The sequence below is a fragment of the Komagataeibacter sp. FNDCR2 genome (assembly GCF_021295395.1).
Lineage (GTDB): Bacteria > Pseudomonadota > Alphaproteobacteria > Acetobacterales > Acetobacteraceae > Komagataeibacter.
In genome coordinates, this window is the sequence record NZ_JAIWOU010000001.1 from 2,702,763 (window position 1) to 2,716,787 (window position 14,025).

A 14,025-nucleotide genomic window follows, 5' to 3' on the forward strand; every position below is an offset into this window, starting at 1 on the left:
ATCCCGCCTTGACCGGGCGCGCGCTCAGGCGGCCCGGTGCGCGAAGATATCGGGTTCCCCGTATCCAAGGATATCAAGGCGCGCGCGGGCGGGCATGAAATCGTAACAGGCCTGGGCCAGTTCGCGCCGTCCCTCGCGGTGCAGGAGTGCCTCCAGCTTTTCCCACAGGGCGTGCAGATACAGCACGTCGGATGCGGCATAGGCCAGTTGTTCGGGTGTCAGGTCCGGCGCGCCCCAGTCGGAACATTGCTGCTGCTTGCTCAGTTCCACCCCGACCAGTTCCCGGCACAGATGGGCCAGCCCGTGGCGGTCGGTATAGGTGCGTACCAGCTTGGAGGCGATCTTGGTGCAGATGACCGGGGCCACGGTAATATCCAGCGTGTATTGCAGGATCGCCACGTCGAAGCGGGCGAAATGCATGAGCTTGGTCAGGTCGGGACGGGTCAGCACGTGTACCAGATGGGGGCAGTCCCCCGCCGTGACGCCAGCGGGCATCTGGACCACATGGGCATGGCCGTCCCCGCCGGAAAGCTGGACCAGGCACAGCCGGTCGCGATGCGGGTTCAGGCCCATCGTTTCCGTATCAACAGCGACCGCACCGGAAAAGGTCACATCGGCGGGCAGATCGCCGCGATGGAAATGGATGCGGTCGGATGTCGGGCTTGCAGCCATCTGGAAAATGCTCCGTCACGATATTCGGTTCACGGTGGCAGGTCTGGAACGCAACCGCAAGCAAGGCAAGCCGTTGCCGTTATCGCCCCACCGGATGCCGCCGGGGTGGGCCTGTACGTAATCTGTGTATTCGTGGGCGGTTTACACCAATTTGAACCGGCGAACAGGCAAAAAAGATAACGGGACAGTCCCCGAGGGGCTGTCCTGACCGGCCCCCGGAGGGGTGTGGTATCCAGTAATGTAAAGAGATGGTGCCCAGAAGAAGACTCGAACTTCCACGACCTTGCGGCCACAGGTACCTGAAACCTGCGCGTCTACCAATTCCGCCATCTGGGCTCAGAGGCTCCCCGGCAGTGCGCCGGGGTGGTGTGAGGCGGTGTTTAGTCCGGCTGGCGGGGGCGGTCAACAGGCTAAATGCATTTTTTTGAAATCAGGCGCGTTTTTTCCGTATCGCCCATCCGCCGCGGCGGGAAGTCTGGGAAAATTGACTGTCTCCCCCCGCCGGGAAATGCGAAAAACGTGCAACGGACAATCACGGCCCCAATTCAGGAGCAGGCTATGACGCGCAGGGTGGCGACGGTTTTTGGCGGGAGCGGGTTTGTGGGGCAGCCCGTGGTCGGGCGGCTGGCGCGCGCGGGCTACGTGGTGCGCGTGGCGGGGCGCAGGGCCACCATGGCGGCGCAACTGCGCATGCTGGGCGATGTGGGGCAGGTGGTGCCGGTGGTGGCGTCCGTGACGGATGAGGCGGCCTGCGTCGCCGCGATCGAGGGGAGCCACCTTGTCATCAACCTCGTGGGCATCCTCTCGCCCCGTGGCGCGGCCACGTTCGAAGCGATCCACGTGCAGGGGGCCGGGCGGATCGCGCGGCTGTGCGCGGCGTCGGGGGTGGAGCGGCTCATCCATGTCTCCGCGCTGGGCGCGCAGCCGGACAGCCCTTCGGCCTATGCCCGCAGCAAGGCGGCGGGCGAGGCCATTGTCAGCCAGTACATGCCCGAGGCGGTGATCGTGCGGCCGTCGCTCATATTCGGTCAGGGCGGTTCCTTTCCCAACATGTTCGCGCGCATGGCCCGGCTGCTGCCGGTCATGCCGGTCTTCGCCCCCGCTACCCGCTTCCAGCCGGTATGGGTGGGGGATGTGGCGGAGGGGATTTTCCGTCTCGCCGGGCATGACGACGTGGCGGGCGCCATTTTTGAATTCGGTGGTCCGCAGGTACTGACCATGCGCGAGATCGTGGCGTGGGCCATGCGGTGGGGCGGGCATCTGCGGCCACTTTTCGCGGTGCCGCGCTGGCTGGCCAACCTTCAGGCCGGGGTGCTGGAGCACCTGCCCGGCAGGATGCTGACCCGCGACCAGGTGCGCCTGCTCTATGTCGATAATGTCGTAGCCCCCGGCGCGCGCACGATCGAGATGCTGGGGATCACGCCCGCCCCCCTGGATCTGATCCTGACGGACGCGCCCTAGGGCCGGAATTCTGGTATTTTCCGGCTAATTTTTCAGTAAGGTCAGTACTGCTGCCTTTTATTGGGCTGAGGTGTTGCGTAGACCTGTGCCCGTCGCGGGGCGCGTGCTGCGTCCGTCGCGTCCTTCACCTTCAAGCAGACCGGGGGCAGACCGATGGCCGAGCGCATGCTGAAATTCGTCTCTGTGGCGCAGGAGCAGCCGGACAAACGGCCTGCCGAGGCGCGCCGCAGGGACTTTAACGAGATTTACGCGCCCTTCGCCACGGAAATGGCGGAAAAGCAGTCCTCGCGCTGTTCGCAGTGCGGCGTGCCGTTCTGTTCGGTGCACTGCCCGCTGGGCAACAACATCCCCGACTGGCTGATGATGACGGCGGCGGGCCGGCTGGAGGAAGCCTATGAGATTTCCTCCGCCACCAACACTTTCCCCGAGATTTGTGGCCGCATCTGCCCGCAGGACCGCCTGTGCGAAGGCAACTGCGTGATCGAGGAGGGATTCGAGAGCGTGACCATCGGCGCGGTGGAACGCTACATCACCGACAACGCGTTCGATAACGGCTGGGTCAAGCCGGTCGTGCCCGTAAGCGAACGCACGCAGAGCGTCGGCATTATCGGCGCCGGCCCCGGCGGGCTCGCGGCGGCGGTGCAACTGCGCGAGATGGGCTACCAGGTCCATGTCTATGACCGCTACGACCGCATCGGCGGCCTGCTCATGTACGGCATTCCCGGCTTCAAGCTGGAAAAGGACATCGTGCTGCGGCGGCACAGGCTGCTGCTGGACTCGGGCGTCACCTTCCACCTGGGCAAGGATGTGGGCGATACGGACGGGGCGGACACCATCGCGTTCTCCACCCTGCGCGCGCGCCATGACGGCGTGCTGGTCGCGACGGGCGTGTACAAATCGCGCGACATTGGCGGCCCGGGCGCGGGGCAGGGCGGGATCGTGCGCGCGCTGGATTACCTGACCGCCTCCAACCGCGTCTCGCTGGGTGACAGCGTGGCCGAATATGACAGCGGTGAACTGAACGCCACGGGCAAGTCGGTCGTGGTGATCGGGGGCGGCGATACGGCCATGGACTGCGTGCGCACCGCCATCCGGCAGGGCGCCAAGTCGGTCAAATGCCTGTACCGCCGTGACCGCGCCAACATGCCCGGTTCCGTGCGTGAGGTGAAGAACGCCGAGGAGGAAGGGGTCGAGTTCGTGTGGCTCGCCGCCCCCCTGGCGTTCGAGGGCGACGGCACGGTAACCGGCGTGCGCGCCAGCCGCATGAAGCTGGGCCTGCCCGACGCCAGCGGCCGCCAGTCGGTCGAGCCGGTAGAGAACAGCACCTTCACGCTGGAGGCCGACCTGGTGGTCAAGGCGCTGGGCTTCGACCCCGAACCACTGGCCACGCTGTGGGGGCAGCCGGAGCTGGAGGTCTCGCGCTGGGGCACGCTCATGGTTGACCGCAGGACATTCATGACCAGCCTGCCGGGCGTGTTCGCGGCGGGCGATATCGTGCGCGGGGCCAGCCTTGTGGTGTGGGCGATCCGTGACGGACGGGATGCGGCGGCGCAGATGCACCGCTGGCTTGAGGAAATGATGGCGGCGCAGGCCGAGGTGGCGGAGTAAGCATGATGGACCAGATCGAACGGCAGCCCACCGGCTTCGTGCAGGAATGGGAAGACAACGCGAAGGCCATTTCCGGCCTGTACGACCCCACGCAGGAGCATGACGCCTGCGGCGTGGGCATGGTCGCCGCGCTGGATGGCAGGCCACGGCGTGACGTGGTGGAAGCCGGTATCGCGGCGCTGAAGGCCGTGTGGCACCGTGGCGCGGTCGATGCCGATGGCAAGACCGGCGATGGCGCGGGCATCCATGTCGAGATCCCGCAGGACTTCTTTGCCGACGCCATCCACGCGGGCGGCGCCGAAGGCGGCGTGGACAGCCAGATCGCCGTGGGCATGATCTTCCTGCCCAAGACGGACATCGCGGCGCAGGAACGCTGCCGCCAGATCATCGAAAGCGAGATCCTCGCCTTCGGCTACAGCATCTATGGCTGGCGTCAGGTGCCGATCAACACCGACTGCATCGGTGAGAAAGCGAACGCCACCCGCCCCGAAATCGAGCAGATCCTGATCCGCAACCTGCCCGGCAGCGCGGAAGAGGAATTCGAGCGCGACCTGTACGTCATCCGCCGCCGGATCGAGAAAAGCGCGATCGCCAACCAGGTGGATCTGTATGTCTGCTCGCTGTCGTGCCGTTCGCTGATCTACAAGGGCATGTTCCTGGCCGAACACCTGACCGTGTTCTATCCCGACCTGCTGGACCCGCGTTTCGTCAGCCGCTTCGCGATCTATCACCAGCGGTACTCGACCAACACCTTCCCCACATGGAAGCTGGCCCAGCCGTTCCGCCGCCTTGCCCATAATGGTGAGATCAACACCATCTCGGGCAACGTCAACTGGATGAAAAGCCACGAGACGCGGCTGGCCGATCCGGTGCTGGATCCGTTCATGGAGGATCTCAAGCCCGTCGTGCAGGCGCAGGGCTCGGATACGGCGTGCTTCGACAACGTGTTCGAACTGCTGACCTTCGCCGGGCGTGATGCGCCCATGGCGCGCTGCCTCATGATCCCGGCCAGCATCGGCGGCAATTCCGCCATGAAGCAGCGCCACAAGGACATGTATTCCTACTGCAACGCCGTGATGGAGCCGTGGGACGGTCCCGCCGCGCTGTGCGCGACCGACGGGCGGTGGATGGTGGCGGGCCTTGACCGCAGCGGCCTGCGCCCCCTGCGCTACACCATTACCGGCAGTGGCCTGCTGATCGTCGGATCCGAGACCGGCATGGTCAAGGTGCCCGAAGCCGACATCGTCAGCCGCGGGCGGCTGGGGCCGGGGCAGTCGCTGGCGCTCGACCTGAAAACGGCGAAGCTGTACAGCAACGACGAACTGCTCGACACGCTTTCGGGCCGGCAGGATTTTTCAAGCTGGGTGAAGCGCACGCAGGAAATCTCCAGCATCGTGCGCCCCGATGGCAGCGAGCCGGTGCTGTATGATGCCGAGACCCTGCGCCGCCGCCAGCTTGCCGTGGGCCTGACGCTGGAAGATCTCGAGACGATCCTCCAGCCCATGGTGGAGAACGCGGCCGAGGCCATCGGCTCGATGGGGGACGATACACCGCTTGCGGTGCTGTCCACCCGTTACCGTGGCCTTGCGCATTACTTCCGCCAGGCGTTCAGCCAGGTCACCAACCCGCCCATCGACAGCCTGCGTGAAACGCGGGTCATGAGCCTGGTGACGCGGCTGGGCAACCTGGGCAACATCCTGGAGGAAAGCGAGACGCAGTGCGACCTGCTCCAGCTTCCCTCCCCGGTGCTGACGACGGGCGAGTTCCAGGCGCTGGTCGAGTTCTGCGGCAAGGATAGCTGCATCATCGACTGCACCTTCCCCGCCGCCGAGGGCGAGGCCGGGCTGCGCGCGGCCATCGCCCGCATCCGCGCCGAGGCCGAGGACCGCGTGCGTCAGGGCTGCACCCATGTTTTCCTGACCGATGAGCACCAGTCGGGCGAGCGCGCCTATATCCCGATGATCCTGGCCACGGCGGCGGTGCATACCCATCTGGTGCGCCAGTCGCTGCGTACGTTCACCTCGCTCAATGTCCGCTCGGCCGGGGCGCTGGACGTGCATGCCATCGCGGTCACGATCGGGGTGGGGGCCACCACGGTCAATCCGTACCTGGCGCAGGAAAGCATTGCCGACCGGCACCGCCGGGGGCTGTTCGGCAACCTGTCGCTGTCCGATTCGGTGGAGCGGTACCGCAAGGCGGTCAACAAGGGCCTGCTCAAGATCATGTCCAAGATGGGCATTTCCATCGTGGCGTCCTATCGCGGTGGATACAATTTCGAGGCGGTGGGCCTGTCGCGCGCCCTGACGGCGGAATTCTTCCCCGGCATGCCCTCGCGCATTTCCGGCATCGGGCTGACCGGCATCGCGCGCAACGTGCTGAGCTTCCACCACAAGGCCTGGAACCGGCAGGTGGAATCCCTGTCGGTCGGCGGGCGCTACAAGCTGCGTCGCAGCGGGGAAACCCATGCGTTCGACGGCAACATGATCCACATCCTCCAGACGGCGGTGGCGACGGGCAGCTTCTCCACCTACCAGCGTTACGCGGATGCGGTGCGCCGCCAGCCGCCGGTGGCGCTGCGCGACCTGCTGGACTTCCGGGGCGGGCGCACGGCCATTCCCGTGGAATCGGTCGAAAGCATCACCGAACTGCGCAAGCGCCTGATCGCGCCGGGCATCTCGCTTGGCGCGCTCAGCCCCGAAGCGCACGAGACCCTGTCCATCGCCATGAACCGCATCGGCGCCAAGTCCGATTCGGGCGAGGGGGGAGAAGACCCGGCGCGTGCGAAGCCGCGCGCCAATGGCGATAACGCGTCTTCCGCCATCAAGCAGATCGCGTCGGGCCGTTTTGGCGTGACCGCGCAGTACCTCAATGACTGCCGCGAAATCGAGATCAAGATGGCGCAGGGCGCGAAACCGGGCGAGGGCGGGCAGCTTCCCGGCTTCAAGGTCACGGGCCTGATCGCAAAGCTGCGCCATGCGACCGAAGGCGTGACCCTGATCTCGCCGCCGCCGCATCACGACATCTACTCGATCGAGGATCTGGCCCAGCTCATCTACGACCTCAAGCAGATCAACCCCGAAGCCACGGTGACCGTAAAGCTGGTCGCGCGTTCGGGCATCGGCACGATCGCCGCGGGTGTTGCCAAGGCCAAGGCGGATGCGATCCTGATCTCGGGCCATTCCGGCGGCACCGGGGCCAGCCCGCAATCCTCGGTCAAGTACGCGGGCATGCCGTGGGAGCTGGGGCTGGCGGAGGCGCATCAGGTGCTGATGCTCAACCGCCTGCGCCACCGCGTGAAGCTGCGCACCGATGGCGGGCTGAAAACCGGGCGTGACGTGGTGATCGCCGCCATGCTGGGCGCGGAGGAATTCGGCATCGGCACGGCCAGCCTCGTGGCCATGGGCTGCATCATGGTGCGGCAGTGCCACTCCAACACCTGCCCGGTGGGTGTGTGCGTGCAGGATGAGGAACTGCGCCGCAAGTTCGAGGGCACGCCGGAGAAGGTGATCAACCTGTTCTCCTTCATCGCGGAGGACGTGCGCAACATCCTCGCCTCGCTTGGTTTCTCCACGCTCAATGAGATCATCGGCCGGACCGACCTGCTGCACCAGGTGCTGCGTGGGGCGGATTATCTGGATGACCTCGACCTCAACTCGCTGCTCGCGCAGGCGGATCCCGGCCCCTATGGCCGCTTCTGCACGCGTGAAGGCCGTAACGAGGTGCCCGAGACGCTGGATGCGCAGATGATCGCCGATGCGCGGCCGCTGTTCGACCATGGCGAGAAGATGCAGCTTCAGTACAACGTGCAGAACACGCATCGCGCCATCGGCACGCGCATTTCCTCGCTTATCGTGCGGCAGTTCGGCATGGCCACGCTGGCGCCGGGGCACCTGACCGTGCGGCTGCGTGGCTCGGCCGGGCAGTCGCTGGGCGCGTTCGCGGTGCAGGGCCTGAAGCTTGAAGTGCTGGGGGATGCGAACGATTACGTGGGCAAGGGGCTTTCGGGGGCGACCATCGTGGTGCGGTCCTCGCCTTCCTCCAGCCTCGTATCGAACGAGAACGCGATCATCGGCAACACGGTGCTGTATGGCGCGACCGCTGGCGCGCTGTACGCGGCGGGGCAGGCGGGTGAACGCTTCGCGGTGCGCAACTCCGGGGCGACCGCCGTGGTCGAGGGCTGTGGCTCGAACGGGTGTGAATACATGACCGGCGGCCTGGTGGTGATCCTGGGCGAGATTGGCGACAATTTCGGCGCGGGCTTCACCGGCGGCATGGCGTTCGTCTATGACGCCAGCGGCACGTTTGCCGAGCGCGTGAACCCCGATACGGTCATGTGGTGCCGCGTGCAGGATCCGAAATGGGAAGCGGTGCTGCGTGAGCAGGTCGAGACCCATGCCCGCGAAACCGGCAGCCGTTACGCCGAACTGCTGCTGCATAACTGGGACCGGACCCTGCCGCGCTTCTGGCAGGTGGTGCCGACGGAATATGCGCGTGTCATTGGCTTCGAAGCCCCGGCCCTGGCGCGGGGCGCATGATACGGGCGTGAGTTCCCGCCCCGATAAATGATGGCGGAGCCGGGCAGCAATGTCCGGCTCCGTCTGTTTTTAGGGCTGAATCTGGTCCCGTGGGGTCGCACGCCGCGCCGTGACGCACTAGATTTGTGGCAATGAGAATCGCGGGGCCGGTGTGGATGCGCAGGTTCCGCCCGATCTGATGGGTGGTGCTCGATCAATGTCCAAAGCGAATTTTTCGGCCTCCGTGGCGGGTGCCGCCACTGTCTCCACCGTGCGGGAGGAAGCGGGTCAGACCTCGGGCGGGCCCGGCCTTGCGGGACTGCCGCGCTGGGATCTGTCGGATCTGTATGACAGCCCGGACTCCACCGTGCTCGCCACCGACCTCGATCAGGCGGATGAGGACGCGCAGGCGTTCTCGCGCGCATGGCAGGGGCGTCTGGCCAGCCTGAAGGGCGGCGAACTGGCGCAGGCCATCGCGGAATACCAGCGCATTGACGAAGTGCTGGGCCGGGCCGGATCCTATGCCCAGCTCCTGTTCGCGGCCAATACATCGGATTCGGGCGTGGGGCGTTTCGCGCAGTCGATCAATGAACGGCTGACGGCCATTTCCACCCACCTGCTGTTCTTCACGCTCGAAATCAACCGTATCCCCGATGATGTGCTGGCCACCCAGATGCAGGACACGGCGCTGGCGCATTGGGGGCCGTTCCTGCGCGACCTGCGGGTTTTCCGCCCCTATCAGCTCTCCGATGAGGTCGAGGCCGTCCTGCACGAGAAATCGGTCACGGGGGCGGCGGCATGGAACCGCCTGTTTGACGAGACGATGGCGGACATGCGGGTGCGGCTGGGGGGCGAGGAGGTCACGCTGGGCAGCGCGCTCGATGTCATGTCCAGCCCCGACCGCACCCGGCGCGCGGCCGCCGCCCAGGCGATTGGCGATGTGCTGGGGCGCAATGTGAAGCTGTTTTCGCTGGTTACGAACACGCTGGCGAAGGACAAGGCCATCGTGGACGGGCTGCGCCACTACCCACGCCCGACTTCGGCGCGCAACTGCGCCAACATGGTCGAGGACGAAGTGGTCGATGCGCTGGTGCAGGCCGTGACCGAGGCCTATCCCCGCCTGTCCCACCGCTATTACGCGCTCAAGGCGAAGTGGCTCGGTCTGGAAAAGCTGGAATACTGGGACCGTAACGCCCCGCTGACCACGCAGGATGAGCCGCTGATTTCGTGGCGGCAGGCGACCGAGCAGGTCATGACGGCGTATGAGGGGTTTGATCCGCGCATGGGGCAGGTGGCCCGGCAGTTTTTCGACCATGCCTGGATCGACGCCCCACCCGTGCCCGGCAAGGCGTCGGGCGCGTTCGCGCACCCGACCGTGCCGTCCGCGCATCCATATCTCCTGCTCAATTACCGTGGCCGCACGCGCGATGTCATGACGCTGGCGCATGAACTGGGCCATGGCGTGCATCAGGTCCTGGCGGGCGGGCAGGGCTATCTCATGTCCAACACGCCGCTGACGCTGGCCGAGACCGCCAGCGTGTTTGGCGAGATGCTGACCTTCCGCGCCATGCTGGATGCGCAGGCCGATCCCGCGCGCCGCAGGCTCATGCTCGCGGCCAAGGTGGAGGACATGCTCAATACCGTGGTGCGCCAGATCGCCTTCTACCGTTTCGAGACACTGGTGCATGACGAACGCCGCAAGGGGGAGCTGCTGCCCGCGCGCATTGGCGAAATCTGGCGGCAGACACAGGTGGAAAGCCTTGGCCCGGCCTTCAACTTCACGCCGGATTACGATGCTTACTGGACCTATATCCCGCATTTCATCCATTCGCCCTTCTATGTCTATGCCTACGCTTTTGGCGATTGTCTGGTAAACGCGCTATACGGGGTGTTCCGGTCCGGGCATCCCGGTTTTCAGGACAAGTACCTGGACATGCTCAGGGCTGGCGGGACCATGCGGCACCGTGAACTGCTCGCCCCCTTCGGGCTGGATGCGGCGGACCCGGGCTTCTGGCAGAAGGGGCTGGACGTGATCGCCGGATTTATTGATGAGCTGGAGCGTGTCTGACGTGGCGGATGAACGGAATCTCGACAATACCGGCCTGTTTGGCGAATTCCGCCGCATGGTGCGTACGTCGGGCACGGTTGGCGGCATCGCCGCGCGTATCGCGGGCCACAAGATGGGCTTCAGGTCCAACCCGCATGTCCATGCCGAAGACCTGAAAAGCGTGCTGGGCGGCCTCAAGGGGCCGCTCATGAAGGGCGCGCAGCTTCTCTCCACCATTCCCGGCGCGCTGCCTGAGGAATACGCCAAGGAACTGGCCCAGCTCCAGGCTAACGCGCCCGCCATGGGCTGGAACTTCGTGCGCCGCCGCATGTCCGCCGAGCTGGGGCCGAACTGGGAGCGCAACTTCCGCGCCTTCAGCCGCGAGGCCTCGGCCGCCGCGAGCCTGGGTCAGGTACACCGCGCCATCCTGCCCGACGGGCGGGAGGTGGCGTGCAAGCTGCAATATCCCGATATGCGCTCGACCGTGGAATCCGATCTCAAGCAGTTCCGCATGGCGGTCGGGCTGTTCTACCGGCTGGACAACACCATCCGTCAGGATGACGTTCTCGATGAGTTGCAGGACCGGCTGTACGAGGAACTCGACTACCAGCGCGAAGCCGCGAACATGCGGCTCTATCGCCTCATGCTGGCGGGGGAGTCCGATGTCACCGTGCCCGCCCCCATCGATTCGCTGTGCACCCAGCGCCTGCTCACCATGGAATGGGTGAATGGCCGGGGGATCCAGAAGGTGCTGGACACCAATCCCTCGCAGGAGGCGCGCAACCGCATGGCCTGCGCGCTGTTCCGGGCATGGTATGTGCCGCTGTACCGTTACGGCGTCATCCATGGCGACCCGCACATGGGCAACTTCACCGTGCGCGACGATTACGGCATCAACCTGCTGGATTTCGGCGCCATCCGCATTTTCCCCTCCCGTTTCGTGCAGGGGATCATCGACCTGCATAAGGCCATCGAGACGGATGACGAGGATCTGGCCTATCAGGCGTATCAGGCATGGGGCTTTACCAACATGTCGCGCGATACGATGCGCGTGCTCAATGAATGGGCGCGGTTCATCTATGGCCCGCTGCTCGATGACCGCGAACGCTTCATTCAGGAAGATAACGACCCGCAATATGGCCGCGCCGTGGCCGAGCGTGTCTATGCCGGGCTCAAGCGCACGGGGGGCGTGCAGCCGCCGCGCGAATTCGTGCTGGTCGACCGTTCGGCCGTGGGGCTGGGCAGCGTGTTCCTGCGGTTGGGGGCCAAGGTCAACTGGCACCGGCTGTTTCAGGAAATGGCGGCCGATTTTGATGAGGCGGGCCTTGCGCAACGTCAGGCCGCCGCCCTGCGCGCCGCCCGCGTTCCCCCGCCGCTAGGCATGACGCCATGATGGGGGCGGGGACGGCCCACCCGAACGCGGCCCTTGCGCTGGGGCGGGTTTGTCCCCATTTTCCCTAGTCATGGCGACAGTATCCCGCAGGAAGAAAAAGACCACCGACATCGACCCGGCGGACAGGCCCGTCCTGTTCCAGCCGGAACGTCAGGCCGCAAAGCCCAAGACAAACACATTCCGCGTCACCTCACCCTACGCGCCCGCGGGCGACCAGCCCACGGCCATTGCCGAACTGGTCCGGGGCGTGGGGGAAGGCGAGCGCGACCAGGTCCTGCTTGGTGTTACCGGGTCGGGCAAGACCTTCACCATGGCCAAGATCATCGAGGCCACGCAGAAGCCCACCCTCATCCTCGCGCCCAACAAGACGCTGGCCGCCCAGCTTTACGCGGAAATGAAGCAGTTCTTTCCCGATAACGCGGTCGAGTATTTTGTCAGCTATTACGATTACTACCAGCCGGAGGCCTACGTGCCCCGGTCGGATACGTATATCGAAAAAGACAGCCAGATAAACGAGCAGATCGACCGCATGCGCCATGCCGCCACCCAGGCGCTGCTGGAGCGTAACGATGTCATCATCGTGGCCTCGGTTTCGTGCATTTACGGTATCGGTTCGGTCGAGACCTATTCGCGCATGGTGGTCAAGCTCGAAAGCGGTGGCGAGATCGACCGCGACCGGCTGATAAAGGGACTGGTCGAACTGCAGTACCGCCGCAATGACGCGGCGTTCCAGCGCGGCACCTTCCGCGTGCGGGGCGAGACGATAGACGTCTTCCCCGTCCAGAACGAGGACCGGGCATGGCGTATCAGCCTGTTCGGTGACGAGATTGACGAAATCACCGAATTCGATCCGCTGACCGGGGAGAAGACGGGCGATCTGGAATCCATCAGCATTTACGCCAACAGCCATTATGTCACCCCGCGCCCCACGCTGACACAGGCGATGGGCGGCATAAAGCAGGAACTGCGCGACACGCTGGCCACCTTCACGGCCGATGGCAAGCTGCTGGAGGCCGAGCGCCTGCAGCAGCGCACCACGTTCGACCTGGAAATGATCGAGACCACCGGCGTGTGTAAGGGGATCGAGAACTATTCACGCTACCTGTCCGGCCGCGCGCCGGGCGAGCCGCCGCCCACCCTGTTTGAATACCTGCCCGAGGATGCGCTGCTGATCGTGGATGAAAGCCATGTGACCGTGCCGCAGATCGGCGGGATGGAACGCGGGGACCATGCGCGCAAATCGGTGCTGGCGGAATTCGGATTCCGCCTGCCGTCTTGCCTCGATAACCGGCCGCTCACCTTCGCCGAATGGGATTCCTACCGTCCGCAGACCATATTCGTCAGCGCCACCCCCGGCCCGTGGGAAATGCGGCGCACGGATGGCGTGTTTGCCGAGCAGGTCATCCGCCCCACCGGGCTGATCGATCCCGTCACCATCGTCCGCCCCGTGGAGCATCAGGTCGATGACCTGCTGGCCGAGTGCCGCCAGACCATTGCCGATGGCGGGCGCGTGCTGGTCACCACCCTGACCAAGCGCATGGCCGAGGACCTGACCGAATACATGAACGAGGCGGGGATTCGCGTGCGCTACCTGCATTCGGACGTGGATACGCTGGAGCGCATCGAGATCATCCGCGACCTGCGTCTGGGCGCGTTCGATGTGCTGATCGGCATCAACCTGCTGCGTGAGGGGCTGGATATTCCCGAATGCTCCCTCGTCGCCATTCTCGATGCGGACAAGGAAGGTTTCCTGCGTTCGCGCACCTCGCTCATCCAGACCATCGGGCGCGCGGCGCGTAACGTGGATGGCCGCGTGCTGCTCTATGCCGACAAGATGACCGACAGCCTGCGCTACGCCATCGAGGAAACGGCCCGCAGGCGCGAAAAGCAGAGCCTGTGGAACACCGAGCACGGCATTACCCCGCAATCGGTGCGCAAGCAGATCGGGGATGTGATTTCCTCGGTGTTCGAGCAGGATTATGTCACCGTGGCCCCCACGGCGGATGGCAGCGTGCACGAAATGGTCGGCAAGGATTACAAGGCCGCCATCGCGGATCTGGAAAAGAAGATGCGCGAGGCCTCGGCCGAACTGGAATTCGAAACCGCCGCCCGCCTGCGCGACGAGATCCGCAGGCTCGAGGCCCTGGAACTGGGCATGGTCCCGCCCCCGCTGCCGCAGTCCAGCGCGGGCAGGCCCGGCACCAGCCCCAAGGCCATCGCGCGCCGCAACCGTGGCGGCCCGGTGCCGCTGGGGCCGGGCGGGGGCGGTTATGACCCACAACAGGCAAAGGGCAGGGGCAGACGGCGTGGACGATAGGACCCAATCCTTC

Annotated in this window: 7 protein-coding genes and 1 tRNA gene; 6 read left to right on the forward strand and 2 right to left on the reverse strand. The window is 65.4% G+C overall.

Annotated features, from left to right (window positions below; all coding sequences use genetic code 11):
• Positions 1 to 24 precede the first annotated feature (24 nt).
• Together LDL28_RS12865 and LDL28_RS12870 are read right to left on the reverse strand one after the other, a co-directional pair.
• On the reverse strand, positions 25 to 672 hold the full coding sequence (locus LDL28_RS12865) for a ribonuclease D (RefSeq protein ID WP_233058910.1): 648 nt from the start codon (positions 670 to 672) through the stop codon (positions 25 to 27).
• A 249-nt stretch (positions 673 to 921) separates the two neighbouring features.
• Positions 922 to 1,008, reverse strand: a tRNA-Leu gene (locus tag LDL28_RS12870).
• A 222-nt stretch (positions 1,009 to 1,230) separates the two neighbouring features.
• Here LDL28_RS12870 and LDL28_RS12875 point away from each other — a divergent pair.
• From LDL28_RS12875 to uvrB, 6 genes are all read left to right on the forward strand, one after another.
• The gene (locus LDL28_RS12875) at positions 1,231 to 2,133 is read left to right on the forward strand and encodes a complex I NDUFA9 subunit family protein (RefSeq protein WP_233058911.1); all 903 of its coding nucleotides are present in this window, start codon (positions 1,231 to 1,233) and stop codon (positions 2,131 to 2,133) included.
• Positions 2,134 to 2,286: 153 nt separating this feature from the next.
• Positions 2,287 to 3,741, forward strand: a complete 1,455-nt coding sequence (locus LDL28_RS12880; RefSeq protein ID WP_233058912.1) for an NAD(P)-dependent oxidoreductase — start codon at positions 2,287 to 2,289, stop codon at positions 3,739 to 3,741.
• A 5-nt stretch (positions 3,742 to 3,746) separates the two neighbouring features.
• Positions 3,747 to 8,276: a glutamate synthase large subunit gene (gltB, locus tag LDL28_RS12885; protein WP_370636394.1), complete on the forward strand. Its 4,530-nt coding sequence runs from the start codon at positions 3,747 to 3,749 to the stop codon at positions 8,274 to 8,276.
• A gap of 196 nt (positions 8,277 to 8,472) precedes the next feature.
• Positions 8,473 to 10,323 (forward strand): M3 family oligoendopeptidase, encoded by a 1,851-nt coding sequence (locus tag LDL28_RS12890; RefSeq protein ID WP_233058914.1) that lies wholly within the window; start codon positions 8,473 to 8,475, stop codon positions 10,321 to 10,323.
• Positions 10,304 to 11,695: an AarF/ABC1/UbiB kinase family protein gene (locus LDL28_RS12895; protein WP_233058915.1), complete on the forward strand. Its 1,392-nt coding sequence runs from the start codon at positions 10,304 to 10,306 to the stop codon at positions 11,693 to 11,695. Before LDL28_RS12890 ends, LDL28_RS12895 begins: the two co-directional genes overlap by 20 nt.
• 70 nt (positions 11,696 to 11,765) lie before the next feature.
• A complete protein-coding gene (gene uvrB, locus LDL28_RS12900) occupies positions 11,766 to 14,012 on the forward strand; it encodes an excinuclease ABC subunit UvrB (protein WP_233058917.1) in 2,247 nt (748 codons plus the stop codon).
• Positions 14,013 to 14,025 lie beyond the last annotated feature (13 nt).